A 26,253-nucleotide genomic window follows, 5' to 3' on the forward strand; every position below is an offset into this window, starting at 1 on the left:
TTCCGGCGCCCCCGGAATCAGGGCTCCAGCACGATCTTTCCGGAGCTCTTCTGATCTTCGAGGTACTGGTGGGCCTCGGCGGCGTCCTCGAGTGCGAAGGATTCGCCGAGGATGATCTCGAGGTCGCCGCTCGCGAGCCCCTCGGTGAGTTCGGGGACGGCTTTCATCACGCGATCCGGATCGTGCATGGCGGCCTGCCCGAGGTGGAAGCCTTTGACGGTCTTGTTCTCGAAGAGCAGGCGCTGGTTGCTGACTTCCGCGGGGACGCCGCTGGCGACGCCGTAGGTGACCATCCGCCCGAAGTGAGTCATCGCGTCGAGGCTGCGATCGAAGACGTCGTCGCCGACGCTCTCTAAGACGAGGTCAACGCCCTCGCCGTCGGTCTCGTCGTCGATGACTTCGCGGAAGTCCGTCTCAGTGTAGTTGATCGGGTGGTCACAGCCGAGTTCCGCGGCGAGATCGATCTTCTCTTGTGTGCTCGCGGTGCCGAAGACCTCCGCGCCGGCGTTCGACGCCAACTGGACGGCGGCCGTGCCGACTCCGCCCGCGGCGGCCTGGATCAGGACGGATTCGCCCTCAGCCAACCCTCCCCACTCGAACAGACAGGCGTGGGCGGTGAGGAACTGGACTGGGAAGCCGGCGGCCTCCGCGAAGCTCATCGCCTCGGGGACCGGGAATAGCGACTGCGCGTCGGCGGTGACGTACTCCGCGTAGCCGCCGGTGTCGATCATGCCGACGACGCGGTCGCCCTCGCTCAGGTCGTCGACACCCTCGCCGACCGCGTCGACGATGCCCGCGGCTTCCATGCCGGGGACGTACGGCGGCTCGGGGCCGCCCGGGTAGTGGCCGCGTCGTTGCATGACGTCCGCGAAGTTGATCCCCGCCGCCTCGATATCGATTCGGACCTCGTCCGCCTCGGGCTCCGGCGTCGCTACGTCGACGACCGAGAGTTCGCTGCTGTCGCCGTACGTCTCGACTTCGATTGTCTTCATACCGACATTACGTAGGTCAGTCACTTGCATAAAGCTGTGAGAACCGGACAAAACCTACGCGGAATTCATCGTTCATTCGGATACGTAACGCTGCGCGGGAGTCGACTCACTCTCGAACGGCATCGGCCGCTCCTCTCGGATGTACCGTACCGATTCGGACTTCTGGGACCTCATGACTGCCGATTAAGTAGCAGGAGTGCGACGGCGTACGTATGTCAGCCAACGAACTGAATAAACGAACAAGCTCGAGTCCTGCAGACCCATGAACGAACGCCGGAATCGTCGACTCGGCGCCGTCGTCGGTGTGGTTCTGCTCCTCGTCGCCGGTGGAGGACTCGTTCTGCTCGGAACCGATGCCCTCGACGCGCCGCTGTTGCTCGCCCAGCTGGCGTTGATGGGGCTTGCCGGCGTGTTCGACATCGTGGCAGCGACCGAGACGCAACTGACCGACCGCTGGGCGTGGTACCGGTGGAGCGGTGCCGGAAACGTCCTGCTCGGGCTGTCACTCCCACTCGGATTCGCCGAGAGCGGCGGCCTCTTTTTCCTTCTACTGGCCGGCGTTGGCGGGCTCTCGCTGGCGGCGATGGGCGTCGACATGCTCGCGTTCCACGGGCAGTACACCCGCGGCGAGCGGCTCGACCGGACGGGGAGCTGACCGCCGGCCGTTCCGAACGCGTCGTCGCCGTCGATCCGCGGCGAGTCGCGGATCGGCGTCCGGCCTTCGCATGGTTTAAGCCCGCGCTGCCTGAGAGTCGAACCAATGAGCGACGAGAGTCAGGAACTCGGGATCACCGAGTCGAAATCGCACAAGCCCGGCGAGTGGTACGCCGAGGTCGTCCAGAAGGCCGGCCTCGCCGACTACGCGCCGATGGGCGGATTCATCGTCACGAAACCACGCGGTTACGCGCTCTGGGAGGGCATTCAGGATGCCCTCGACGGCTGGTTCAAAGAGACCGGCGTCGACAACGTCTATTTCCCGATGTTCATCCCCGAGAGCTTTCTCGAGCGGGAGAAAGACATCGTCGAAGGCTTCGACCCCGAGGTCGCGTGGGTGACCCAGGGCGGCCACGACGAACTCGAGGAGCGCCTCGCGGTGCGTCCCACGAGTGAGTCGATCATCGCGCCGTTTATGGCCGACTGGACGCGCAGCCACCGCGACCTGCCGTTGCGGCTCAACCAGTGGTGTTCGGTCGTGCGCTGGGAGGCCACGGAGACCAAGCCGTTCTTCCGGACGAAGGAGTTCATGTGGCAGGAAGGCCACACCGCCCACGCGAGTGACGAGGGCGCGTGGGAGGAGGTCTGGACTCGACTCGACCAGTACGAGCGCGTCTACGAGGACGTGCTGGCGATTCCGGTGTTGCGCGGGAAAAAGCCCGAACACGACAAGTTCCCCGGCGCGGACACGACGACGACCGTCGAGGCGCTGATGCCCGACGGCAAGTCCGTCCAGGGCGCGACCAGCCACAACCTCGGCCAGAGCTTCGCCGAGGCGTTCGACATCACTTTCGCCGACGAAAACGAGGACGAACAGACGGCCTACACCACCTCCTGGGGACTCTCCTGGCGTGCCCTCGGGGCGCTCATCATGACCCACTCTGACGATCAGGGGCTCGTGCTCCCGCCGACCATCGCGCCCACCCAGGTCGTCATCGTCCCCATCTGGCAGGAGGACACGAAAGACGACGTTCTCGAGTACTCGCAGGCAATCGCCGATGACCTCGAGGCGGCCGGTTTCCGCGTCGAACTTGACGATCGCGACGAGCGCAATCCCGGCTTCAAGTTCAACGAACACGAGCTCAACGGCGTTCCCCTCCGACTGGAGATCGGCCCGCACGAGGTCGAAGACGGGGAGGCCACGCTGGTCCACCGGCCGGACAACGAGGAGTCCGTCGCGGACCGCGACGACATCGTCGACGCCGTCGACGAGCACCTCGAGACGATCTACGACAAACTCTACGAGGCGGCCGAGGAGACCCTCGAGAACAACGTCCGCGAGGCTCACAGTCCCGAGGAGATCCTCGGAACGATCGGTAAACACGGCGGCTACGTGAAGACTGCGTGGTGCGGTGACGAGGCCTGCGAGGAGGCCATCAAAGAGAAGATCGCCGCCGAAATCGTCATGCAGCCGCTGACCGACGAAGGCGGGACGACGGCCGGGGAGGTCCCCGAACCCGAGGAAGACGAGTGTGGCGTCTGTGGCGACCCGGCAGACGAGATCGCGTACTTCGCGAAGTCGTACTAGCGAGACGGCACCGCCTCTGCGTCCGTCGGCGGTCTCGCTGGCTACGACGCGACGATGCTGCACGGCCACGTATCCATATCCATCAGCGTGACGTGCCCCTTCGTGCCGATCACACCGCGGACGTTCTCTGCCGGGACGAGCTCGCTGTCAATCTGGTTCCGATTGTCCCCTTTGACGACGAGGACGTGCCGTCCCAGGAGTGGGCACGGGCGATGCGACAGCCGGCCAGAATCGCCGGAGCCATGCTTTTTCCACCGACGAGGACGTAGCCACCGTACAGTACGGCGGGATTCAGGATGTCGAATACGAGCAATCCGGACACGGTCAAGCGAATGGCTCGGTGCGTTGGCCGCCACCGGGCATCCATACAAATGAAGGACGTATGAATATAGTAATATACTTCTATTTTAATGACGTATTTAGAACACCCGGTCGTCTGCTTGCGTTCTCATCGGTGCTTTGCGGTCGATCCAACCGATGCCGGCGCTGTCGATGCGTGACCGTCTCAACCGCACCTAACTCTTTAACCCGAGGTTGCTTATTCGAGGGAGAACACTAACCGTTCGTGGTGTTCACTCTGGTGGGTGAACACTACGTGCCTCTGACATTCCCCGCTGCCGGAAAGCCGCCCCTTTCCGGAGGGGGGTTCGGCCGAGTGGGGGACGACCGACGAGTCTTCTCTGACCGACTGCCAGCTGATCCGGTAGCGACGCGACAGCGGCAATTAAGGCTTTACACTACACCTTATACATGTAAATATGTGTTTATAATACGCTTAGCCATAATGGGTTAGCCTCTTATAGTCGTTTCCGCTACGAGGGTGTATGTCACAGCCACATATAGCGTCATCCACCGAGCGTTCCCGGGGGCTCGCCGACCCCGAGGACGAACGGTCGAACTGCGGCGTCGGCGTCGTTATGGACCTCGACGGGAACGGGGGACACGACGTCGTCGCCGACGGACTCGACCTTCTCGTTAATCTCGAGCACCGCGGGACGACCGGGGCGGAGAAAAACACCGGCGACGGGGCCGGCATCATGCTCCAGACGCCCGATTCGTTCTTTCGGGACGTTCTCGAAGCTGAACTGCCGGACACCTACGCCGTCGGTTCGCTCTTTCTCCCGCAGGACACCGCCGCCCGCGACGGACTCATCTCGCTCGTCGAGGAGACTTTCGATACCTACGACCTCGACGTCCTCGAGTGGCGCGATGTCCCGACGGACAACGACGACCTCGGCGAGACGGCCGTCGACTCCGAACCCGACGTCTGGCAGGTCGCTGTCGCACCTGAAGACGACATCTCTGGCGACGACTTCGACCGCCGCCTCTACGTCGCTCGACGCGCCCTCGAGAACGCCGTCGAGGAGACGGACCGAGACGGCACGGAGCGCTTCTACGTCTGCTCGCTCGACTCGAAGACGATCGTCTACAAGGGCCTGCTGAAAGGCGTACAGGTCCCTGGCTACTACCCCGATCTCACCGACGAGCGGATGGAGTCGACGTTCGCCATGGTCCACGAGCGGTTCTCGACGAACACGCTCGGTGCCTGGCACCTCGCACACCCCTACCGGAACATCATCCACAACGGCGAGTTCAACACCATTCAGGGCAACATCAACTGGATGCGCGCCCGTGAGACCGACATCGAGAGCGACGTGCTCTCCGATCTCGAGGCGGTCAAGCCGATCATCGACGACCCCGACCAATCCGACACCGCGAGCGTCGACAACGCGCTCGAACTGCTGATGCAGGACGGCCGGGACCTCGAACACGCACTCCGCATGCTCGTCCCCGAGGCCTGGCGCGGCGACGATGCGATGGACGAAGACCGCAAGGACTGGTATGACTTCCACGCCTCGCTGGTCGAGCCCTGGGACGGCCCCGCGCTCGTGGCGGCGACCGACGGCGAACGCATCGGTGCCGTCCTCGACCGCAACGGGCTCCGGCCCTGCCGGTACGACGTGACCACCGACAACCGCCTGATCATGGCCAGCGAGGCCGGCGCGCTCGAGACCGACCCCGAAGAGATCGAGGAACGAGGTCGCCTCCAGCCCGGCCAGCTGTTCCTCGCCGATCCTAACGAGGGCCGTGTCATCCCGGACGAGGAGGTCTTCGAGGACCTCACCGACGACCGCTACGGCGAGTGGGTCGCCGAAGAGCAGGTCCACGTAGACGACATCCGGTCCACGAACGACCGCACGCCCCGGGACGCGGTCGACGGCCTGCGCGACTACCAGACTGCCTTCGGCTACACGCACGACGAACTCGAGAACATGATCGAGCCGATGATGCAGACAGGGAAAGACCCGGTTGGCTCGATGGGCGACGACACGCCGCTGTCGGTGCTAACCGAGTTCAATCGGCCGCTGTTCTCCTACTTCAAGCAGCTGTTCGCGCAGGTCACCAACCCGCCGCTTGACTACATCCGCGAAGAACTCGTCACGTCGATGGAGTCCCGGCTCGGCTTCCAGCGCAACTTACTCGACGAGTCGCCAGAACACGCCCGCCAACTCGTACTCGACTCGCCGATCCTGACCGACGCCGAACTCGAGTCGATCCGCGACTGTTCGGCAAACGGTATCACCGCCGCCACGATCGACATCACCTACGAACCCACGAGCGACGAACTCGGCGTCGACCTCGAGGCGGCGATCGAACGGGTCCGCGACGCTGTCGTCGACGCGATCGAAACGGGTGACCACGACGTGATCGTTCTCTCGGATCGCGGCGTCGACGAGGACCGGGTCGCGATCCCGAGCCTGCTGGCGACGGGTGCCGTCCACCATCACCTCGTGCGCAACGGGCTGCGCAATCACGTCGGCCTCGTCGTCGAGTCCGCCGACCCGCGTACGGTTCATCACTTCGCGACGCTGGTCGGCTACGGCGCGGGCGCGGTCAACCCGTACCTGGCCTACCAGACGATCGAGGACATCACCGCCGGCCCCGACGGCGCTGACACCGATGTCGCGATCGACGCCTACGTCGGCGCGGTCGAGGATGGCCTCCTGAAGATCATGGCCAAGATGGGCATCTCGACGGTCGAGAGCTATCAGGGAGCCCAGATCTTCGAAGCCGTTGGCCTCGACTCAGATCTCGTCGCGGACTACTTCTCCGGCACGGAGAACCGGACCGAAGGGATCGGCCTCGCCGAGATCGAGGAGGACGTCCGCGAGCGTCACGAGACCGGTTTCGGCAGCGACGAAGAGGAGCCCGACCTCGACCGCCACGGCGAGTACGAACACCGGTCGGATGGGATCTACCACCAGTGGAATCCGGAGACCGTCGGCGCGCTCCAGCAGGCCGTCCGCTCGAACGACTACGAGCGCTACCAGGACTTCGCCGAGCTAATCAACGACCAGCAGCAGAACCTCCAGACGCTCCGCGGGCTGCTCGCGTTCGATTCGGACCGCGATCCGGTTCCGATCGAGGACGTCGAGCCAATCAAGGACATCGTCCAGCGGTTCTCGACGGCCGCGATGAGCCTCGGCTCGCTCTCGCCGGAGGCCCACGAGAACAATTCCATCGCGATGAACCGGCTGGGCGGCAAGTCAAACTCCGGCGAAGGCGGCGAGCCGCCGGAGCGGTTCGACACCGAACGCGAGTGTAACGTCAAGCAGGTGGCCTCGGGCCGCTTCGGGGTGACATCGACGTACCTCTCGTCTGCCGACGAGCTCCAGATCAAGATGGCCCAGGGATCGAAGCCAGGCGAAGGCGGCCACCTCCCCGGCTCGAAGGTCAACGAGATGATCGCCCACGTCCGCAAGTCCACGCCCGGCGTCGGCCTCATCTCGCCGCCGCCGCTACACGACATCTACTCCATCGAGGACCTCAAACAGCTGATCTTCGATCTCAAAGCGGCGAACGAGGCGGCCGACATCAACGTCAAACTCGTTTCCGAGGCCGGCATCGGCACGGTCGCCGCCGGCGTCGCGAAGGCCAACGCCGACGTAGTCCACATTTCGGGTCACTCCGGCGGGACGGGTGCCTCGCCGCGCACCTCGATCAAGAACGCCGGCCTCCCATGGGAGCTCGGCCTCGCCGAGGCCAACCAGATGCTCTGTGCGACCGGGCTGCGAGACCGCATTCGCGTCTCGACCGACGGCGGCATGAAGACCGGCCGCGACGTGGCCGTCGCCGCCCTGCTCGGAGCCGAAGAGTACGTCTTCGGCACTGCGTCGCTGGTCACCGGCGGCTGCGTGATGGCCCGGCAGTGTCACAAGAACACCTGCCCGGTCGGCGTCGCCACCCAGCGCGAGGACCTGCGCAAGCGCTTCCCCGGCGAGCCCGAGCACGTCATCAACTACATGACGTTCATCGCCCAGGAGCTACGCGAGCTCATGGCCGAACTCGGCTTCGAGACGGTCGACGAGATGATCGGACAGGTCGACGTCTTATCGCAGCGCGACGACATCGACCACCCGAAGGCCCGCAACGTCGACCTCTCCGAGGTCCTTGCGGACCCCGGCAGCGAGGTCCGCCGTAAAGTTCGCGAGCAAGACCACGAACTCGAGGAGCAACTCGACCGCGACCTCATCGAGGCCGCGGCCGACGCGATCGAGAATCAAGAGCCCGTCAGCCTCGAGACCGAGGTTACGAACGTCGACCGCACCGTCGGCGCGATGCTTTCGAATCAGATCACGAGCCGCTACGGCGAGCCCGGCCTCCCCGAGGACACGATCACGGTCGACCTCGAGGGGACCGCCGGCCAGAGCTTCGGCGCGTTCCTGGCCAGCGGCGTCTCGATGCACCTAGACGGCAGCGCCAACGACTACGTCGGCAAGGGACTCTCGGGCGGCAAGCTAACGGTCCGGACCCCCGAGACCGCCGCCTACGAGCCGACCGAGAACGTCGCGATCGGCAACGTCGCGCTCTACGGCGCGACCGACGGCCAGTGCTACGTCAACGGCGTCGCTGGCGAGCGCTTTGCCGTCCGCAACTCCGGTGCCAAGGCCGTCGTCGAAGGCGTCGGCGACCACGGGTGTGAGTACATGACCGGCGGCGTCGTCGCCGTGCTGGGCGAGACCGGGAAGAACTTCGCGGCCGGCATGTCCGGCGGCGTCGCCTACGTCTACGACCCCGACGAGGAGTTCACCGCCAAGGCCAACACCGGTATGGTCTCGCTGCACGACGAACTCGAGGAGAAAGACGAGCAGATGCTCCGTCGACTCGTCGAGAATCACGTCGCCTACACCGGCTCCGAGCGCGGTCAATCGCTGCTCGAGAACTGGGAGCAAGCCCTCGAGTCCTTCGTGAAGGTCATGCCCGAGGCCTACCACGAGGCGATCACCGAGCAGGGGAGCGACGACGTACGCGAGGAACTCCCCGGCGCGCCCGACGTGGCCACCGAGGCCGAATCGGCCAACTTCGCTGCGAGCGACGACTGATCGCGACGCCGCGGTCGTCCACCATCGAGCCTTTTTATCGTTGTTCGGACCGTTACCGGCCGAGCGTGTGGAACTCGTCGTTGGGTCGCATTTCGGCGAACGCCGCCATCCGGTTGCTCATATTGTAGTAGGCGGTGACGGCACCGATATCCCAGATCGCCTCCTCGCTGAACCCGGCCTCGCGCAGTCTCTCGAGGTCGACGGGTTCGATTGCGTCCGGGCGCTCGGTGAGTTTGACCGCCACGTCGAGCATCGTCCGGTGAGTCTCGTTGATATCCGCGGTCCGGTAGTTGGCGATCAGTTGATCGGCCAGCGTCGGATCGTCGGCGTAGATGCGCACGAGCGCGCCGTGGGCGACGTTGCAGTAGTAGCAGTGGTTGACGCCGGAGACAGCGACGACGATCAGCTCGATCTCCTCGCGCTCTAAGGCGGTGTCCTCGACGAGCGCGTCGTGGTAATCGAAGAAGGCCCGGAAGTGAGAGGGCTTGTACGCGAACGCGGAGAACACGTTCGGCGTGAAGCCGGCGCGCTCGGTCGCTTCTGCGATTCGAGTCCGTAGGTCCTCGGGGAGGTCGTCGAACGCCGGCACGGGGAACCTACCCATGGCGTCGTCGCGGAGTTCCGGTTCGACGGCGTCATCGGAATCGGAGCCGGTATCGCTCATAGGTACCAATTCACAGGGGAGCGCCATAACTCCAGTCCGCGTTCTCGAGAACGCCAGTCGAACCCGGCTGCCGGCTCGCCCGAGAGGGACATCCGTGCCGGTTGTCTCTGGCTCGAGTGCGCGACGGCGAAAACAAGCGTGAGTTCGGCTCGCGTTGGGGCGGCTCCCGGCCGGTGACGTTAGCGCGACCAGTCCTCGTTGCGGCTCCGATCTTCGTCGGCGGTCGGATCCCGCTCGTGGACGTGGCGGCGGTTGCTCATCTCCTCGTCGTCTAACTGCTGATTTCTGTCACTCTCCCTGCTCGAGCGAGTCCCCTGGTTCGACTCGCGGCGTTCCGTCTGGTCTCCCTGTTCGGAGCGCCGTCCCTGCTGGCGATACTGGAGGCCGCTGTTCGACTGTGCTCGGTTCATGCGGCCGCCGGAGCGATCGGTCTCACTTCGGTTCCGGTCGAACTGCTGGGTGTCGCCGTAGTCGCTTCCCGTCTGCTGGCCGTACTGGTCGCTGCGATCGCGCTGGGTGCTGGACTGATACCCCTCGCTGCGCTGGTGACGGCCGTACTCAGGCTGCCCCTGCTGGTACTGGCTGCCGTGTTGCTCGCTTCCGCCCTGCTGTCGGCTCTCACGGTGGCGCTGCCGGTTGCCTCCGGACTGGACCCCCTGTCGGTCTTGCTGATTGCTCCCGCGTTGGCTCTCTCGCTGCCCGCTCTGATACTGCTCGCTCCCTCGCTCTCGGGTGCCTTGGTCGTATTGGCCCTGCATGCCACCCTGCTGACGTTGTTGGTACTGCTGCTCTCCCCGCTGACCGCGCTGCTCTTGCTGGCCAAACTGGCGCTGCTGGCCGCGTTGCTCGCCGTGTTGTTCCTCGCGCCGGGCTTCACCCCCGTACTCGAGGTTGCTCTGCTCTCTGGCGTTCGTTTCGAAGCCGCTGTGTTGCTGGCCGCGTTGCTGGCGGTCGCCCTGCTGGCGCTGTGAGCCCTGCTGGGGGGACCTCTCGCCTTGCTGGCTGAACCGCTGGCCGGGCTCGCCCGGCTGATACTGCTGTTGACCGCCGCGTTGCTGGTGGCCGCCCTGTTGGTGTTGCTGGTGGCGTTGCGTACCCTGTTGCTGAGAGCGCTCGCCTTGCTGACCGAACTGCTGTCCGGACTCGCCCGACCGCTCGGGCTCACGGCCCTGCTGGTGCTCGCTGCTTCGGTAGGACCGTCCGCGCTGCGAATATTCTTCACGGTCCCGTCCGGTCTGACCGCGTCGTCGGTCTTGGTTGCTTGAACCGGTACTTCGTCCCTGGCCGATGTCGCCGGTGGAGCCGCCTTGCTGTCGTTCGGGTCGGCCTCGCTCGTCGCCCCGCCGGTCCGGTCCCTGTGAGCCGACGTCTTCACTGCCGCCGCGGCTGAACATGCCGTGGAGCCAGCCGCGGTCGCCGCCCTCTCGGTTTTGGTCGCTTTCGTCTCGGCCCCGGCGTCCGGTGTCGCTCGAGCGGTCTGTGTACCGTTCGTCCGTCCGTCGGTCGCTGTCGTATCGGTCGTTCATGGCTGTGATAGTGTGGCTGCTGGATGGTCGGTCGCCGATCGCTGACTCGCCCCGATTGACGCGCTGGCCGCTCGCGGTCGCTGTACTGCGGGGGATCGTAGACCGAACAGTAGAATAAAACCCGAGCGTGAGTGCGCGTGCATATTCGGCAGCCGGTGACGGCTCGCGTCAAGACGCTCGCGTCCGGCGGGCCACCGAACTGGACCACGGTCGCGCTCCGTTACCGGTTCCGATTCGGCTGGAGCGGTCCGTTTCCGACCTCGTAGCGCTGTCGCACGTCAGTGTCCGGACCGAACGCGAACAGCCCGCGAGCGGGTTCGTACTCGTAGGTCACCCACTGCGGGAGGAACTGCGCACCGACCAACTTACGAACGGCGAGCCGTTTGAGCCGTGCGTCCGGCGCGAGCCGATCCGTCAGCCGCAGATCGATTATCCCGTCGAAGACGTATTCGGCGGCGGGCGCGTCGTCCTCGCCGGTCGACGCTGTGCCGGCGATGATCGGAACGAATCGCGCCTTGCAGACCGTCGCTCGCAGGTCCGTAAGGAGGTCGCGGGCCGTCTGTCGCTGGAGCAACGACTCGAGTTCGTCCAGCGAATCGATCGTCACGAGGCCGGTCTCGGTCATCTCGAGGTCGTCGAGTGCGCCCCGCAGACTGTGTGTCATCTCGCGACGGTCGGTCGGATCGCGGACCTCGACGACCGCGTCTTCGGCGGCTTCGCCGACGAATTCGGTCCACTCGTTTCGCTGCGCTCTGAACTCGTCGCGGTCGTCGAGCCGCGAGGTGAAACAGTCGATGACTCGCAGACGGTCGTTTTCCAGCGCCGGCAGGACGTTCCAGCCGTTCTGATAGAAGCGCTCGAGCGTCGCGGTCGGCGGGTTCATAACGGAGATGACGACGGCGGGTTCGCCCCGCTCGAGGGCGCGCCAGACGAGTTCGACGCCGAGTTCGGTGCGGCGGGTCCCCTCCTCGCCCGAGAGCAACAGGAGCGAGTCCGCGGGGACGCCGTTCGGGACGAGCGAATCGAGCGGTTCGACGCCCGTTGCAATCCGCTTGTAGGCGTGGGGGTCGGTCATCGTCGAGCCGTCGGCGGCGGCCTCGCGACAGGCGACCGAACAGTACCGGCCCTCGTCGCTCTCCTCGGCCTCGCCGGGAATTGGATAGTGACAGTGGTCGCACTCGAGCGGATACTCGGGCGCGTGATCCGTATTAAGCTGTTCCGTCATACTGAGACGCCCTTCCACGGACGACTAAATAGAACCCGTCCCTGATCGTCACCGGGCTTACTGGTCTGCTCGAGGGGATTCGGCACTCTCGCGCGGGCAGTCCGCTTCGGTGTCGTCCCTGTTCTCCTCCTTGGTGTCGGATTGGCGTTGCTCGTCCAGCCCGTCTTCCTCGTCGTCTGCCGGACGCAACGCGACGAGTTCCCCCTCGTGCCCGGCGTAGAGCGTGTTCTCGTCGACGGCGACGAACGCTCGAGGAAGGGGATCGCCCTCCCATCGCCATGTCACTGACCCGGTCTCGAGGTCGAACCCGGTAACTGCACTGTCGTGGAAGGCTATCAGGGTCTTTCCGACGAGGAGTGGAGCCGGAAACCGCACGTCGGAAACGGTCCAGGCCGCTCCACTGCCGTACGGACGCACGCTGAGGGGTCCATCGCCCGGATACCACGTATCGTGGGTGACTCGAGCCTCAGACGTCGCGGCGACGGTGTTTACTGCGTCTCTCTGCACGACGTCGCCCGTATCGGGGTCGAGAATGATCTCTTCAGTATCGTCGATCTGTTTCCGTGCGAGGACGAACGCTTCGGTCGCCATGAGAGAGCCTGTAACGCCGCCCTCGGGCACGATCGCCCACTCGGTTTCGCCCGTCATGGCGTTTAAGGCGGCGATGCCACCCTCCCCCGCGACGGGGTCCGAACTGTCCTCGTCGCACGGTGCCGTTATCGCATAGACGGTCCCGCCCGCGACGGCGACCGTCTGCGAATCGAACGACGTCGACACGGAATCGCTCGGTTCGGCGGTTGCCCCTCTCACCGCGACTGCTTCGCGTTGCCATCGTATCGACCCGTCGTCACCGTCGAGTGCGTAGAGCGTGTCCCCAGCGACGACGTAGAGCGCTCCGGCGGCCGGCGTCGGGTTCGTGACCCATTCGCCGGTAGTCAGCTCCCGCTCCCACCGAACCGAGCCGTCTTCGGTGTCGAACGCTATGACGTGACCCCTGTTAGTGACGTAGACCGAGCCGTTTACGACCGCCGGCCGACCGGTCGCCTCGACCTCGGTTTTCCAGTCGAGTTCGCCGTCGTCGGCATCGAGCGCGTGGAGTTCGCTTTGGTAAGCAACGCCCGCATCGGTCCGCTTGGCGCTGGTCAGGAGGTAGATCCGACCATCGACGACGGCGACCGTCCCGTCATGCCACGTGCCGAAACTCGGGAGATCGTACCGCCATGCGACGGTGCCGGGCTCTGGGAACTCGTCGTCGAGTGGGTAGTAATTGGTGTTCCCGGCGTTACCCCATTCCGACGACCAGCCGTCGGGGTCGCCGGTCGAGACCGACAACGGGACGTCGTCTGTGCGCTCTTCGGTCGTCGCGCTGGTCGACGTGAACGCGCCGCTGGTCGAAAGCGCTATACCTGTCGCCAGTATCGAACGGCGATGCCAGTTTGGCATACCGACGATGACGCCAACTCGAGGTACTATTATCCGCCTCCTAGCACTCTTGTTGAAATTGTAACTATTCCGGGTGCTGAAACTGACTGCCCTCGGGGAAGCGGTACCCGTCCGCCACAGTTTTCTCTGCGAGCAGTGACGGCCATCTATGGACAACGCACTCGTTATCGGCGGGACGCGCTTTATCGGCCGCCATCTGGTCGACGACTTGCTCGAGCACGGCTACGACGTAACCCTGTTTACCCGCGGGAACCGCGAGAACCCGTTCGCGGCCGACGACCGCGTCGACCACGTCGAGGGGGATCGGACGAACGACACGGCCCTCGAGGCGGCCGCGACGACGGTCGACCCCGACGCCGTCTTCGACTGCGTCGCCTACCACCCGAAGGACGTTCGCGCCGCGACTCGGATCTTCGCTGACTGCGAGGCCTACGTCTACGTCTCGAGCAGCGCGGCGTATCGCCGCGAGGAGATTCCCAAACGAGAGGCGGAAACACCCCTCGAGTCTTGCACGGCCGAGCAGGCGACCGACGATAGCTTCGAGACCTACGGCAACCGGAAGGCCGAGGGCGACCGCGCCGTCGTCGCGGCGGCCGAGGACGGCGTCCGCGCGATGGCTGTCCGCCCGCCGATCGTCTACGGTCCCCACGACTACACGGAACGGATGGACTGGTGGATCGACCGCGTGAATCGCTTCGATCGCGTCGTGATCCCCGGCGATGGGACGAACCTCCGCCACCGCGCCTACGTCGAGGACGTCGCCAGCGCGCTGCGGATCGTCGCCGAACGCGGCGACGCCGGCGAGGCCTACAACGCCGCCGATCGCCGGCTCACCACGCTCGAGGAACTGGTCGACCTGATCGCCGACTCCGCAGATACCGCCGTCGAGGCCGTCCATGCCGGCACCCGCGAACTCGCCGCCGGCGACCTCGCGCTCGACGACTTCCCCCTATATCGGACGTATCCGAGCGTCCTCTCGACGGCGAACCTCGCCGCGCTGGGGTGGGAATCGACGCCACTCGCCGAGGCGATGGATCGGACGGTCGCGGCCCACAGAGAGAACGACCACGACGGCATCGAGAACGGACCGGATCGGGCGGCCGAAGAACGCGTGTTGGCTATTTTGGACACGCTCTGATCAGCGGTTTCGAAGCCGCTCGAGGCGGCGCGCCCGCGACGGCCGCGACGTGAGCCTCTCCTGCAGCCGGCTTCGGTCGTCGGACAGATCGGCCCCCGTCTCGATGGCCGAGGCGAGCGCTTCCGCTCCGACGGCGTGAGCGGCGCACCGATCGGCGGCGAATTCTCGTCGCTGGAGGTACCGAACCGCGAGTGGCCAGCCTAGCACGACGGCGACCAGCGCGAGCGCGAACGACCGCCAGACGTAGCACGTGACGAGGAGGCCGAAGAGTGCACTCGTCACAAGCGCCTGTCGTTCCAGCAGTCGACCCTCGTCGGCGGCGCTCGCACGCGCACACGCTGCCGAAAGCTCGTCATCGTCGAACGCGTCGAACGCGTAATCGGTAGCGTACATCCGCCGGTTCCAGAACGGCCCCTCAAGGTAGAGGCCGGCGACTTCGGTTTCGCGGCCCGGAATCACGCCGGCGACCGTCGCCGTCAGGTCGGCACGGTCGGCTGCCCCCTCAAGTCGGCGTCGCTTCTCGGCCGTCAGCGGCTCGATGTCCTGTGAGAGACGAATTCGGTACGTCATCCAGCCGTAGATACCGGTAGTGAGACTGAGGAATACGACCGGGATCAACGCCGGACTCGGATCCGAAGCCTCGAGGAGTGCCGTATAGAGGCCGACGATGCCTAGAACGAACAGCGCACTTGCCGTGAGATACCGTGCGAGCCGGCCGACCGCCGTCGCGGCGCTGATCTCGAGACCGTGCCGTTTGCGGGCGTACGGAAAGACGCCGAGATACGCGACGAGAACGGCGACGATCGTTCCGACCGCCGTCGGGAGCCAGACGAGCGGCGCGGCGAGCCTGCCTGCGAGTGCCGGATGGACGGACGAGAGGGCGCTCTCGGTCGCGTCGATGAGACCTGCGAACGCGAGGACGGCGAACGTCGCGAGTCCGACGACGGCGAGCAGCCGATACGTACCGCGAGAGCGACCGGCGTCGTCTCCGGCCCGCCGAAGCGTGTATCGTCCGTACAGCCGGCCGGCGACATAGCCCACGCCAAGTAGTCCAAGCCAGAGCGTGACCACCATCATCATATCTGGATGGTGCAGTTGGAAATATTATAATACCGCCGATCGAGCTGGACTCGTCGCCCCTCGAGACCGGTTCTCGTTTCGGACCGCATCGTCGATCCCCTCGACTGTCGCGCCGACGAGGAAAAACACATGTCCCGGGGGTGTGTCAGGCCGAGTATGTTCGAGAAGTCGACGTGGATCCGTCTCCCGCGAAACGTCGTCGTTGGCCACGGCGTTCGCAGCGAGGTCCGCGACGTGATCGACGATCTCCACCTGCAGGGGCGGCCGCTGTTCGTCACGAGCCCGACGCCCCGCGAGGTCGCCGCGGACCCGATCGCGGCCGACTTCGAGGCCGCCGGGATCGAGCCCGCGACCGTCACCGTCGAGAAGGCGACGTTCGACGCCGTCGAGCGCGTCATCGAGATCGCTGAGGCCGAAAACGTCGCCTACCTCGTCGGTATCGGCGGTGGCAAGGCCATCGACATCGCGAAACTCGCCAGCTACCACCTCGAGATGGGCTTTTGTTCCGTTCCCACGGCGGCGAGCCACGACGGGATCGTCAGCAATCGGGGCTCCGTCCCGGACGGGGATTCCCGCCACAGCGTCGCGGCCGAGCCGCCGCTGGCGGTCGTCGCCGATACGGGCATCCTCGCCGAGGCACCGTGGGAGCTGACGACCGCCGGCTGTGCGGACATCATCTCGAACTACACCGCCGTCATGGACTGGCGACTCGCCAAGCGGCTCAAAGACGTCGAGTACTCTGAGTACGCCGCCGCGCTCTCGGAGATGACCGCCGAAATCCTCGTGGGCAACGCGGATCTCATCCGCCCGGGGCTCGAGGAGTCGGCCTGGGTCGTCACTAAGGCGTTGATGTCCTCGGGCGTTGCGATGAGCATCGCCGGGTCTTCGCGGCCGGCCAGCGGTGCTGAGCACCTCTTTTCGCATCAACTCGACCGGCTGGCACCCGGCGCGGCCCTTCACGGCCATCAGGTCGGCGTCGGTTCGATCATGACCGCCTACCTCCACCAGGGCGAGGACGGCATCTGGCGGGACATCCGCGACGCGCTCGCGAGTATCGACGCGCCGACGACCGCCGGCGAACTCGGTATCGATGACGAGACGGTAATCGAGGCGCTGACGACCTGCCACGAGATCCGCGATCGCTACACGATCCTGGGCGACGGCATGAACGAGCGGGCGGCTCGAGACGTGGCGACGAAAACGGGCGTTATCGACTGACTTCGAGCGGATCGTCAGCCGAGATCGGCGCGTTCGAACTGCCAGATCCCCAGCGCCAGCGGGACGACGAGCCAGACGAGCATAATGACGACCATCGTCTTGCCCTGGAGGAACCACGGGAGGTCCGACGGGATCGTCCTGAAGCCGTCGGGAAACGCCAGCCCGGTGGAGTTGACGTACGCCGCCGTCGGACTGATCAGCGACTGGACGAACGCGATCTGATACATGGACACGTCGAGCCCCGCGAGATCATTGACGAGGTAGTCGATAGCGGGCTGAAGCAGTCCGACCACGTTCAACACGCTCGTAATGAAGAAGAATGCGATGGATCCACCCATCGCTCGCGACCGAGACGCGGTCGCGGCGGAGATACCGATTGCGACGGCGACGTAGGTCAGCGCGTAGAGCGCCGTCAGTACGGCCATGATCGCGAGTGTGTCCATCTCCGGCGAGGAGTACCAGAGCAGCACGAGCACCCCGCTGAGGAGGAAAGCGACGGCGATCGACACGCTGACGATGGCAGTTCGCGTGAGGAATTTGCCGAGGACGACATCTCGGCGCGTGTTCGGAATCGAGAGCATATACTTGATGCCGCCGGATTCGCGTTCGCCAGCGACCGCGAGGTAGGCCGTCACCAGCGCGATCAGGGGGATGAACATCGCGCCGACGATCGTCAGTGGCCAGAGCGCGTTCAATACGCTCGTATTCGAACTCCCGTTCTGACCGAAGTAGAACAACAACGCCATGAAAGCGGCGTACAACGCACCGACGAACCAGACGATCTTGGCCCGCCGGACGTCGAGGAAGTCCTTCTTGGCGACGGCGAGCATGCTCATCCTGCTACCTCCGTCTGCTCCGCCTCCTCGTCTGCTCGCCCGCCGTTCGTGTACGTGTTGAACAGTTGCTCGAGCGAGACGTCTTCCGAGACGATGTCGCGGACGGCCGTCGCGTCGGCGACGTGGCGGACGACATCGACCTTGGCCGAGGGGTCGGCGCAGGTGGCCGTGATCTCCGTTCCCTCGACGGTGACCGAGCGGACGTCCGCGAGGCTCTCGAGTCCGAGCGAGTCGGGAACGGTCTCGACCTCGAGCGTGATCGGTGCGCCAAGATCGAGGTCCCCCTGTAGCTCGTCGGGCGTGCCGGTCGCGACGAGTCGGCCCTCGTTCATGATTCCGATGCGGTCGCAGACGGCCTCGACCTCGCCTAAGATGTGACTCGAGAAAAAGACGGTTGTTCCGTTTTCCGCTTCCTCACGGATGATATCTCGCATCTCCTGCATCCCCGTGGGGTCGAGTCCCGAGGACGGCTCGTCCAGAATCAACAGCTCCGGATCGCCGACCAAGGCCATCCCGAACCCCAGCCGCTGGGTCATCCCCTTGGAGTAGCCGCTGGCGGGGCGGTCGCCGTCGCCGGTGAGCCCGACCTGCTCGAGGATGTCATCGGGGTCGTCATCGGTCCCCTTCGTGTCGATGACCCACTCGAGGTGCTCGCGGGCGGTGAGCCGGTCGTAGACGCTGGCCCCTTCGGGGAGGACGCCGATCCGGTGGCGGATCTCGTCGGTGTCACTCTGGGCGTCGAGTCCGAGGACCGTGGCAGTGCCGTCCGTCGGCCGGACGAAATCGAGTAACATGTTGATCGTCGTCGACTTCCCCGCCCCGTTCGGGCCGAGGAAGCCGAACACCTCGCCGTCCTCGACGGTGAAATCGAGGTCATCGACGGCGAGGACGGTCCCACCGTATCGCTTGGTGAGAGCAGATGTTCGGATAGCAGACATGTTTGGTCCTCGATGGCGCTATTATGTATAGTTTTTGTAAAATCTCGTGGCCGTACCGCGGTGAACGCGATCGATCAGACGTGTTCGTCGAGGAAGTCCGCGATCGCGGAGTAGGCCTCGATGCGGTTCTCGAGCTTCGAGAAGCCGTGGCCCTCGTCCTCGAAGATCAGTTTCCGAACGGGGACGCCCTGTTCGGCGGCCTTCTCGGCGATCTGTTCGGCCTCGCCGACCGGGACGCGGGGGTCGTTTTCGCCGTGGAGGACGAACAGCGGCGCGTCAATCCGCTCGACGTTGTTGATCGGCGAGATCTCCGCCAAGAACTCGCGGTCCTCGGCGAGACTGCCGTACTCGGCCTCGCGGAGTTCGCGCCGCCAGTCGCCGGTGTTCTCGAGAAAGGTGACGAAGTTGGCGATGCCGACGACGTCGACGCCGGCCGCCCAGAGGTCGGGGTACTCGGTCAGCGCGGCCAGTACCATGAAGCCGCCGTAGGAGCCGCCCTTGGCCGCGATTCGGTCTGGATCGATCGCGGGGTGATCCCGCAACCACTCGACGCAGGCCTCGATGTCCGCGACGGAGTCCAGCCGCTTTTCCACATCGTCGAGTGCTGCGTAGTCGGCACCGTAGCCCGACGAGCCCCGGACGTTCGGCTCGAAGTACGCGTAGCCTCGATCGAGGAAGTACTGCTTGACACTCGAGAAGGAGGGCCGGCGCTGGCTCTCGGGGCCGCCATGGATGTCGACGATGACCGGGACGCCGTCGCCGCCGTCCACGTCGGCTCCGTCGTCGCCCGTCTCGCGGTCGTCGGGGAGGGTCAGAAAGCCGGGAACCTCGAGTTCATCGAAGCTCTCGACGCTCACCAGCTCCGAGCCGTCGAACGTCTCCGGGGGAATGCCGGCGGTCGGTGCGCTGGTCCATCGCTCGGCTTCGCCCGTCTCCACGTCGACGATGAAGACGTTCGTGTTGACCGTATCGCCGCTGGTCGAGATGGCGAACCGCTCGGCGTCGGGACCGAAACTCACGCCACCGGAGATCCCGCCCGGCAGATCGGGTTCGGGGAAGGTCTCGTAGGCCGTCGGCTCGTCGGCGTCAAACTCGCCGACGGTCAACTCGGTGTACCCCTCGACGTTCCGCGAGCAGACGAACCGGCCGGTCTCGTCGTCCACCGCGACGCCGTCGACGTTCCAGCCGTCTCCGTCGATGACGGGCTCGAGTTGCTCGCTCTCGCGGGTCGCTTTGCTCCCCGCTCGAGTTTCCGGGGCGCTTCGCGCCCCGCCCTCGAGGTCTAAATACGCCAAGTAGAGCGTGTCGGCGTCGCCCTCGTCGGTGACGAGATAGAGTCCGTCGCCGTCGGGGGCCCAGCTGGCGCTCTGATAGCGCACGTCGCCCTCGTGGGGCGTGAGGTGCTCGAGGGCCGGCTCGTCGGCCTCGAGATCGAGCACGTACAGGTCCTGGTCGAAGTTGGAGTAGGCCTGCGAGACGAGCAGCCGGGAGTCATCGGGGCTCCAGCCAGAGAGGGAAAGCCAGCCGTCGCCCTCGTAGACGAGCGCCGCATCGTCTCCGGTCTCGTCGCGACCCTGCACGTAGACGTCGAAGACCGACTCGTCGCGGCGGTTCGAGGTAAACGCAAAGCGCTCGCCGTCGTGGCTCCAGCCGCCCCACCGGTGTTTCGCGTCGGGCATCGCGGTCAGGTTCTCGATCTCGCCGGTCTCAGCGTCGAGGCGGAACAGTTGGGCGCGCTCGTTGCCACCCTCATCCATCCCGAAGATCAGCTCCGGGCGCTCGGGCGACCACGAGGCGAAGGTCACCCGTTCCTCGTAGAAGGTCCGCTGTTCGGGCCAGCCGCGGGGCTCCTCGAGGGTCCAGACCTGCGAGGTGCCGGTGGTGTCCATCAGAAACGAGAGCCGTTCGCCGTCGGGACCGAACGACGCGCCGTAGGCGCTGCGGACGTTGAGATAGCGCTCGATGTCGTAGCCGCTCATGGCTCAGCCGTACGGGCTCGAGAGGGTAGGCGTTTCGGTCGGCCGATCGGCTGCTAACACGGCCGAACGCGCCGCCACGGGAAGGATAATGGAAACGAGGGCCAACGAGCGATGGCGGGGCCACGACCGTTATCGACGAGCGCGCCGACACCGAACGCATTGCCGGCGGTGACGACGCCAGCGGCGGAACGGCCGACGGCGCGGAAGCGACGGAGTCGCCGCCGGTGGTCGGCACGCACACCCGACGGAAACAGGTAGGGTTTTAACCCGTTCGCTCACAGTTCCCGAGCAGATGCAGGTTGCGTTCGTCTCGTTCGAAACGGCACACCACCGCGATACCGAGACGAACCAGCGGTTTCAGACCATCCTCGAACTCTTCGCCGAACGCGGCCACGACGTGCACTGTTACTGCGCCGACTTCTGGGCCGGCGAAGAAACGACGGTCGAACGAGACGGAATCACGTACCACGCGGTCTCGAGCGGTCTCGAAGCCCGGAGTTCGTTTCTTCTGCGGCTGCCGTTTCTCCTCGCGACCGCGAGCCCGGACGTGATTCACGCCAACGCGCGGCCGCCAGAGCAGGTTCCGGCCGCGCGTTTGGGTGCGGCACTCGCCCGTGCGCCGCTGGTCGCCGAGTGGTACGGCGACGGCGGCGTCGACGACACGCGATGGACGCGCCTCGCAACGGGACGGCCGGACCGGATCGTTGCCCCCTCGGAACTCGTCGGAACGTGGGTTCGAGAGCGCGGGGCCGACGGCGATATCGTCGAGACCGTTCCGAACCCGATCGACTGCGACCGGATTCGAGACGTCGAGCCCGGCGAAGACGTCGACGTGATCTACGCCCGGCGACTCGACGAGGGCGCGAACCTCGAGAGCCTGCTGCTCGCGCTCGCGGAGCTCCGGGACCGCGACTGGTCCGCGACGGTCGTCGGCGACGGTCCCGAACGGGACAGATACGAGCAACTGGCGCGTGACCTCCGGATCGAGGACCGAGTGACGTTCGCCGGCAGCCTCCCGCTCGAGGAGCGGATCGCGGCCTACCGCGGAGCACACGTCTTCGCCCAGACGGCCGCACACTGCGTCTTTCCGACGGAGATGCTGTGGGCGCTGGCCGCCGGCTGTGTCGGCATCGTCGAGTACCACGCGAACGCAAGCGCCCACGAACTCGTGGAGGGCTGGGATCGCGGGTTCCGGACCACCAGCGAGGACGACTTAGCCGAGGCCATCCTCGCCGCGGGCGACTTAGAGCACCGCGAGTACGACGACCGGTTCGACGACTACGACCGCTCGTCGGTGGCCGATCGGTATCTGGACGTCTATCGAACGGTCCAGAAAGAACAGGGGCTGCTGTAGCCCGGGAACGACCGCGGCTCGCTTCCGGCAGCGTGCGGGACCGACCGCTAGAGGTCGAACTTCGCGGCCGCCGTTTCCATGTCCTTGTCGCCCCGTCCCGAGAGGTTCACGAGGATGGTGTCGTGTTCGCCTGCCTCCGCGAGTTCGATCGCGCGGGCGACCGCGTGGCTGGACTCGAGCGCCGGGATGATCCCCTCCGTCTCGCTCAGTTCGCGGAAGGCCGCGAGCGCCTCGTCGTCGGTGACGCCGGTGTACTCACAGCGGCCGACGGCCCGGTACATGGCGTGCTCGGGGCCGACGCCGGGGTAGTCGAGCCCCGCGGAGACGGAGTGGACCTCCACGTCCTCGTCGATGACCCGCGTTTTCATCCCGTGAATCACGTCGTCGGTCCCCGTCGCGAGCGGGGCGGCGTGGCGGCTCGAGTCGGCCCCCTCGCCGCCGCCCTCGGCACCGTAGAAGTCGACGGGATCGTCGCGGAAGGCGTGAAAGAGCCCGATCGCGTTCGAGCCGCCGCCGACGCAGGCGACCGCGGCGTCGGGCAGGCCGCCCGTCCGCTCTCGAATCTGTTCGCGGGCCTCGCGGCCGATGACGCTCTGGAAGTCCCGGACCATCCGGGGGAAGGGGTCGGGGCCGACGACGCTGCCTACGAGGTAATGCGTGTTCTCGACGTTCTCGGCGAAGTCCTCGAGCGCGGCGTCGACGGCGTCGGCCAGTCCCTCGTCACCGCGGGTGACCTCGTTGACCTCCGCGCCCATCAGCCGCATGCGGAAGACGTTCATCTCCTGGCGCTCGACATCCTTTTTCCCCATGTAGATCTCCGTGTCGAGGCCGAGCAACGCGCCGACCATCGCGGTTGCCGTGCCGTGCTGTCCGGCACCGGTCTCGGCGATCAGCCGCTCGCGGCCGGCCCGCTTGGCCAGGAGGGCCTGCCCGAGCGCGTTGTTGATCTTGTGTGCGCCGCCGTGGAGCAGGTCCTCGCGCTTGAGGTAGATCTCCGCGCCGTAGCGCTCGCTCAGGTTGCGCGCGTAGTACAGCGGGCTCGGTCGGCCCGCAAACTCCTCGAGTAAGCCGCGCAACTCCGATTGGAACTCCTCGGTGCTTGCGACGTCGTCGTACGCGGCCGCCAGTTGCTCGAGCGGGTCCCGAAGCGGCTCCGGAACGTGTCTCCCACCGTATCCTTCGAACTCTCCGTTGGACATACGCCGGTGGATTGCGCACTCACCGCCAAATATGTTCTGTGCGCTGGCCGCGAGTGGCTCGCCGTTCAGATCGGCGGGTGCCGCGTAGCACCGGCGTCACGTCCCGTCGCGCGCCGGTCCGCGCAGGTGTGCCGTCGGTAGCCGCCACCCGTACGTCACGGCGGCCAGTCGGGTCCCGATCGTCACGAGGGCACACGCCGCGGCGGCGATACTCCCCGTTGCACCGACGGTGGTCGCCAGCCAGTAGGTGCTCCCGCCTAGGACCGCACAGCTGGCGTAGAAGTCCTCGAGCAGGATGAACGGCGATCGGTTTAACAGGATGTCCGCGAACGCGCCGCCCCCGACCGCGTTGATCGTGGCGACCGCGACGACGCCAAAGCCCGACGTGCCGGTGGCGGTCGCGACGATGGCCCCCGCGGTGGTGAACGCGGCGAGTCCGACGGCGTCGGAGAGTTGCGTAATCGGATGCTCGTCGGGCCGAGCCAGCGCGACGTTCAACCCGATCGCCAGGCAGACGCCGAGTACGCCAAGGGTCACTTCACCCGTCGACCGGAGCGCCAGGGGGACGCGCCCCATAAGGATATCTCTCGTCGCCCCGCCGGCGAAGGCCGTCGTGAGTCCGACGACGGCGACCCCGAACAGATCGAACTCCTCGCGGATCGCCTTCGTCGCGCCGACCAGCGCGAACGCGACCAGTCCGATCGTGTTCATCACGGCGAACGGATCCTCGAGCAACACACCGATACCGTCTCGAACCACTACCGTCAGCGATGGAAGCGAAGGCCTTGAGTACTGCGAATCGTGCGGTCGGACGACGGCGACTCGAGGGCGACCTCGGACCGTCATCGGCAGGCCCGACACTGACCCGCGCCGGTACGCGAGGGCCGGTATGGCGAACGAACAGCGCGACCACGACCCCGACGAACACCTGAAGCGGGTGCGCGAGCACCTCCAGCTGGCGACCGACAGCGCGGACCGGACGGTCAAATCGCAGTTGAACTCGATCACCGCGGGGGTGTTCGAAGAGCAGGAGGGGCACCTGACCCAGCCCGAGCCGGGACCGAAGGCCGATCGAATCGCCGAACTCGCAGACAAACTCGACGGACTGGCCGACGAGGCCTCGGGCGAGACGACCGACTACGTTCTCGATGCGCGGAACCACTGCCTCGAGTACCTCGAGGAAGGCGGCGGCGAGCGACCGAGCGACGGATGACGCGCCGGTCGCGGTGTGAGCCGTTTCCGGTGCTCAGCGATCGACGCTACCGAGGACGATGTCGAGGCTGCCAAGCGACGCGATCAGGTCCGGCACGTACTCACCTTCGGACATCTCGGGCAGCGCAGCGAGGTTGTGGAAACACGGGCTGCGGATCTTGAACCGGGCCGGTGTGTTCGAACCATCCGCCCGGATGTAGATCCCGAGTTCGCCCTTCGCGCTCTCGACGGCGCGGTAGGTCTCAGTTCCGGCGTCCGGTTTCAGCGTCCGCGGGACGTTGCTCTGGACCGTCCGTTCGTCTTCGGGCCAGTCTTCGATGAGATCGAGACACTGTGCGATGATCTTCGCTGACTCCTCGACTTCCCGCATCCGGACGAGAACGCGCGCGTGGTTGTCGCAGGTGTCCTCGGTGACCACGTCCCACTCGAGGTGTTCGTAATAGCCGTAGGGATCGTCCCGCCGGATATCGTAGTCGACGCCCGAGCCGCGGGCGACCGGGCCGGTACAGCCGTAGTCCTTGGCAACCTCGGGCTCGAGCACGCCCGTCTTGATCGTCCGGCGCTGGAAGATTTCGTTGCCGGTCAGCAGACTGTGGTACTCGTCGATCTTGGCGGGCAGTTCGTCGAGGAAGTCCCGACATTTCTCGATGAACTCCGCGCGGGGCTCGGGGAGATCCCAGCAGACGCCGCCCAGCCGGAAGAAGTAGAACATCATCCGCTGGCCGGTCAGGTCCTCCAAGATGTCCTGAACGACCTCGCGGTCACGCATCGCGTACTGGAAGATGGCGGTGAAGTCGCCGTAGACGTCCAGCGCGAAGGTGCCGAAGGCGAGGAAGTGACCGAGCATTCGGCCGAACTCGGTGGCCATCGTCCGCAGAACCTGCGCGTAGGCAGGCACCTCAATGTCGGCGATGTCCTCGATCGCGCGGGCGACCGCCCACTCGTTGGGAAGATTGGCCGTGTAGTCCCATCGGTTCGAGTAGGGGATGATCTGGTGGCGATAGGTTCCCTGCTGGCACATCTGCTCCTCACAGCGGTGCAGGTAGCCGATGTCGGGCCGCACGTTGGCGACTGTCTCGCCGTCGAGCACCGTCTCGAGGTGGAGGACGCCGTGGGTCGCCGGATGGTGGGGGCCGATGTTCAGGAACATCGTCTCCGACTCTGGGACGCTGTGGTCCTCTTGGAGCGGGTTGGCGTGTTTGGCGTATCGGACGACCTGCGGTTTGTCCTGATCGTACTCGAGTGCCAGTGGATGGCCCTGCCACGACTCCGGCAGTAGGATGCGCCGCAGGTCGGGGTGGCCCTCGTACTCGATGCCGACGAGGTCGTAGGCCTCGCGCTCGTGCCAGTCGGCGGTCCGAAAGACCGGTTCGGCTGACTCACAGACCGGCTCGTCGGTCGGCAGTTGGACGACCAGCGTCACCTCGTGGGTCCGTTCGTCGTACTTCGTCAGGTGGATGAGCGACTCGTAGCGGTCCGGGTACTGCTGGGGCGTGAGACAGGTGAGGTGGTCGAACCCCGCCTCGTCGCGCAGCAGGCGGACCACCTCCTGGACGTCGTCAGGCCGGATGACGAACGCGGGCGCGTTCTCGTGGTCGTCCCGGCCGATCGCGTACTCGGCGAGCAGGGCCTCGAGTGCGGTCTCGTCGACGCCCTCCTCGCGGCGGTGGTCGTACTCCGGGTCGATCCCCTCGGATAGTGGTGTCTCGCTCATTGAACTCCCCTGGCACGCCGTCGCGTGGTGCCTCTCGAGAGCGTACAGGTGACGCGAAAATGAGGGTTTTCCCGCTTCGCGGTGACTCTCCCTCGCGGCGAAACGTGGG

Annotated in this window: 19 protein-coding genes; 7 read left to right on the forward strand and 12 right to left on the reverse strand. The window is 65.8% G+C overall.

The features are described from left to right. Positions 1-17: 17 nt before the first annotated feature. Positions 18-992, reverse strand: a complete 975-nt coding sequence (locus ACJ70B_RS10980) for a zinc-binding alcohol dehydrogenase family protein (RefSeq protein ID WP_408957027.1) — start codon at positions 990-992, stop codon at positions 18-20. 262 nt (positions 993-1,254) lie between these two features. Between ACJ70B_RS10980 and ACJ70B_RS10985 the strand changes: the two genes are divergently transcribed. From ACJ70B_RS10985 to gltB, 3 genes are all read left to right on the forward strand, one after another. Further along, positions 1,255-1,647 (forward strand): hypothetical protein, encoded by a 393-nt coding sequence (locus ACJ70B_RS10985; protein WP_408957028.1) that lies wholly within the window; start codon positions 1,255-1,257, stop codon positions 1,645-1,647. A gap of 105 nt (positions 1,648-1,752) precedes the next feature. Beyond that, a complete protein-coding gene (gene proS, locus ACJ70B_RS10990) occupies positions 1,753-3,234 on the forward strand; it encodes a proline--tRNA ligase (RefSeq protein ID WP_408957029.1) in 1,482 nt (493 codons plus the stop codon). An 824-nt stretch (positions 3,235-4,058) separates the two neighbouring features. After that, positions 4,059-8,618, forward strand: coding sequence for a glutamate synthase large subunit (gene gltB / locus ACJ70B_RS10995; RefSeq protein ID WP_408957030.1), 4,560 nt, complete (start codon positions 4,059-4,061; stop codon positions 8,616-8,618). A 52-nt stretch (positions 8,619-8,670) separates the two neighbouring features. On the opposite strand, the gene ACJ70B_RS11000 is transcribed toward gltB, so the two are convergent. The 4 genes from ACJ70B_RS11000 to ACJ70B_RS11015 form a co-directional block, all read right to left on the reverse strand. Then, complete coding sequence (locus ACJ70B_RS11000; RefSeq protein WP_408957031.1) at positions 8,671-9,282, reverse strand: peroxidase-related enzyme; 612 nt, start codon at positions 9,280-9,282, stop codon at positions 8,671-8,673. A gap of 179 nt (positions 9,283-9,461) precedes the next feature. Beyond that, positions 9,462-10,808: a hypothetical protein gene (locus tag ACJ70B_RS11005; protein ID WP_408957032.1), complete on the reverse strand. Its 1,347-nt coding sequence runs from the start codon at positions 10,806-10,808 to the stop codon at positions 9,462-9,464. 220 nt (positions 10,809-11,028) lie between these two features. Next, positions 11,029-12,033, reverse strand: a complete 1,005-nt coding sequence (locus ACJ70B_RS11010) for an RAD55 family ATPase (RefSeq protein ID WP_408957033.1) — start codon at positions 12,031-12,033, stop codon at positions 11,029-11,031. A gap of 57 nt (positions 12,034-12,090) precedes the next feature. Beyond that, positions 12,091-13,476, reverse strand: a complete 1,386-nt coding sequence (locus tag ACJ70B_RS11015; RefSeq protein WP_408957034.1) for a PQQ-binding-like beta-propeller repeat protein — start codon at positions 13,474-13,476, stop codon at positions 12,091-12,093. A gap of 148 nt (positions 13,477-13,624) precedes the next feature. Here ACJ70B_RS11015 and ACJ70B_RS11020 point away from each other — a divergent pair, with 148 nt between their 5' ends. Then, positions 13,625-14,614 carry an NAD-dependent epimerase/dehydratase family protein gene (locus tag ACJ70B_RS11020; RefSeq protein WP_408957035.1) on the forward strand — a complete coding sequence of 330 codons (990 nt, stop codon included), beginning with the start codon at positions 13,625-13,627 and terminating at the stop codon, positions 14,612-14,614. Here ACJ70B_RS11020 and ACJ70B_RS11025 read toward each other — a convergent pair whose 3' ends face one another. After that, positions 14,615-15,688 carry a peptidase gene (locus ACJ70B_RS11025; protein WP_408957036.1) on the reverse strand — a complete coding sequence of 358 codons (1,074 nt, stop codon included), beginning with the start codon at positions 15,686-15,688 and terminating at the stop codon, positions 14,615-14,617. A 162-nt stretch (positions 15,689-15,850) separates the two neighbouring features. On the opposite strand from ACJ70B_RS11025, the gene ACJ70B_RS11030 reads away from it, so the two are divergent. Continuing rightward, positions 15,851-16,912: an NAD(P)-dependent glycerol-1-phosphate dehydrogenase gene (locus ACJ70B_RS11030; RefSeq protein WP_408957037.1), complete on the forward strand. Its 1,062-nt coding sequence runs from the start codon at positions 15,851-15,853 to the stop codon at positions 16,910-16,912. Between the two features lie 14 nt (positions 16,913-16,926). On the opposite strand, the gene ACJ70B_RS11035 is transcribed toward ACJ70B_RS11030, so the two are convergent. The 3 genes from ACJ70B_RS11035 to ACJ70B_RS11045 all read right to left on the reverse strand — a co-directional run bounded on the left by ACJ70B_RS11035 (position 16,927) and on the right by ACJ70B_RS11045 (position 20,665). Next, positions 16,927-17,748, reverse strand: a complete 822-nt coding sequence (locus ACJ70B_RS11035; protein ID WP_408957038.1) for an ABC transporter permease — start codon at positions 17,746-17,748, stop codon at positions 16,927-16,929. Continuing rightward, positions 17,745-18,686: an ABC transporter ATP-binding protein gene (locus ACJ70B_RS11040; RefSeq protein ID WP_408957039.1), complete on the reverse strand. Its 942-nt coding sequence runs from the start codon at positions 18,684-18,686 to the stop codon at positions 17,745-17,747. The genes ACJ70B_RS11035 and ACJ70B_RS11040 overlap by 4 nt, the downstream gene beginning before the upstream one ends. A 74-nt stretch (positions 18,687-18,760) precedes the next feature. After that, complete coding sequence (locus ACJ70B_RS11045) at positions 18,761-20,665, reverse strand: S9 family peptidase (protein WP_408957040.1); 1,905 nt, start codon at positions 20,663-20,665, stop codon at positions 18,761-18,763. Positions 20,666-20,957: 292 nt separating this feature from the next. Between ACJ70B_RS11045 and ACJ70B_RS11050 the strand changes: the two genes are divergently transcribed. After that, positions 20,958-22,019, forward strand: a complete 1,062-nt coding sequence (locus ACJ70B_RS11050) for a glycosyltransferase family 4 protein (RefSeq protein WP_408957041.1) — start codon at positions 20,958-20,960, stop codon at positions 22,017-22,019. Between the two features lie 47 nt (positions 22,020-22,066). On the opposite strand, the gene trpB is transcribed toward ACJ70B_RS11050, so the two are convergent. After that, entirely contained in the window at positions 22,067-23,218 is a 1,152-nt protein-coding gene (gene trpB / locus ACJ70B_RS11055; protein WP_408957042.1) for a tryptophan synthase subunit beta, read from the reverse strand. A 96-nt stretch (positions 23,219-23,314) separates the two neighbouring features. Further along, positions 23,315-23,929, reverse strand: coding sequence for a trimeric intracellular cation channel family protein (locus ACJ70B_RS11060; protein WP_408960105.1), 615 nt, complete (start codon positions 23,927-23,929; stop codon positions 23,315-23,317). Between the two features lie 178 nt (positions 23,930-24,107). Here ACJ70B_RS11060 and ACJ70B_RS11065 point away from each other — a divergent pair, with 178 nt between their 5' ends. Then, positions 24,108-24,431, forward strand: coding sequence for a hypothetical protein (locus ACJ70B_RS11065; protein WP_408957043.1), 324 nt, complete (start codon positions 24,108-24,110; stop codon positions 24,429-24,431). Between the two features lie 33 nt (positions 24,432-24,464). Here ACJ70B_RS11065 and ACJ70B_RS11070 read toward each other — a convergent pair whose 3' ends face one another. Continuing rightward, positions 24,465-26,144, reverse strand: coding sequence for an NADH-quinone oxidoreductase subunit D (locus tag ACJ70B_RS11070; protein ID WP_408957044.1), 1,680 nt, complete (start codon positions 26,142-26,144; stop codon positions 24,465-24,467). Between the last annotated feature and the right edge of the window lie 109 nt (positions 26,145-26,253).

The sequence above is a fragment of the Natrinema sp. 74 genome, assembly GCF_046097095.1.
GTDB lineage: Archaea > Halobacteriota > Halobacteria > Halobacteriales > Natrialbaceae > Natrinema.

Bases quoted from the DNA above. Each gene is read 5' to 3' on its own strand.
- ACJ70B_RS11025 (WP_408957036.1), bottom strand. From the start codon at position 15,688: ATGGTGGTCACGCTCTGGCTTGGACTACTTGGCGTGGGCTATGTCGCC.
- ACJ70B_RS11020 (WP_408957035.1), top strand. From the start codon at position 13,625: ATGGACAACGCACTCGTTATCGGCGGGACGCGCTTTATCGGCCGCCAT.
- ACJ70B_RS11005 (WP_408957032.1), bottom strand. From the start codon at position 10,808: ATGAACGACCGATACGACAGCGACCGACGGACGGACGAACGGTACACA.
- ACJ70B_RS11050 (WP_408957041.1), top strand. From the start codon at position 20,958: ATGCAGGTTGCGTTCGTCTCGTTCGAAACGGCACACCACCGCGATACC.
- ACJ70B_RS11030 (WP_408957037.1), top strand. From the start codon at position 15,851: ATGTTCGAGAAGTCGACGTGGATCCGTCTCCCGCGAAACGTCGTCGTT.
- ACJ70B_RS11010 (WP_408957033.1), bottom strand. From the start codon at position 12,033: ATGACGGAACAGCTTAATACGGATCACGCGCCCGAGTATCCGCTCGAG.
- ACJ70B_RS11065 (WP_408957043.1), top strand. From the start codon at position 24,108: ATGGCGAACGAACAGCGCGACCACGACCCCGACGAACACCTGAAGCGG.
- gltB (WP_408957030.1), top strand. From the start codon at position 4,059: ATGTCACAGCCACATATAGCGTCATCCACCGAGCGTTCCCGGGGGCTC.
- ACJ70B_RS11045 (WP_408957040.1), bottom strand. From the start codon at position 20,665: ATGAGCGGCTACGACATCGAGCGCTATCTCAACGTCCGCAGCGCCTAC.
- trpB (WP_408957042.1), bottom strand. From the start codon at position 23,218: ATGTCCAACGGAGAGTTCGAAGGATACGGTGGGAGACACGTTCCGGAG.
- ACJ70B_RS10980 (WP_408957027.1), bottom strand. From the start codon at position 992: ATGAAGACAATCGAAGTCGAGACGTACGGCGACAGCAGCGAACTCTCG.
- ACJ70B_RS11040 (WP_408957039.1), bottom strand. From the start codon at position 18,686: ATGTCTGCTATCCGAACATCTGCTCTCACCAAGCGATACGGTGGGACC.
- ACJ70B_RS11000 (WP_408957031.1), bottom strand. From the start codon at position 9,282: ATGAGCGATACCGGCTCCGATTCCGATGACGCCGTCGAACCGGAACTC.
- ACJ70B_RS10985 (WP_408957028.1), top strand. From the start codon at position 1,255: ATGAACGAACGCCGGAATCGTCGACTCGGCGCCGTCGTCGGTGTGGTT.
- ACJ70B_RS11060 (WP_408960105.1), bottom strand. From the start codon at position 23,929: ATGAACACGATCGGACTGGTCGCGTTCGCGCTGGTCGGCGCGACGAAG.
- ACJ70B_RS11070 (WP_408957044.1), bottom strand. From the start codon at position 26,144: ATGAGCGAGACACCACTATCCGAGGGGATCGACCCGGAGTACGACCAC.
- ACJ70B_RS11035 (WP_408957038.1), bottom strand. From the start codon at position 17,748: ATGAGCATGCTCGCCGTCGCCAAGAAGGACTTCCTCGACGTCCGGCGG.
- ACJ70B_RS11015 (WP_408957034.1), bottom strand. From the start codon at position 13,476: ATGCCAAACTGGCATCGCCGTTCGATACTGGCGACAGGTATAGCGCTT.
- proS (WP_408957029.1), top strand. From the start codon at position 1,753: ATGAGCGACGAGAGTCAGGAACTCGGGATCACCGAGTCGAAATCGCAC.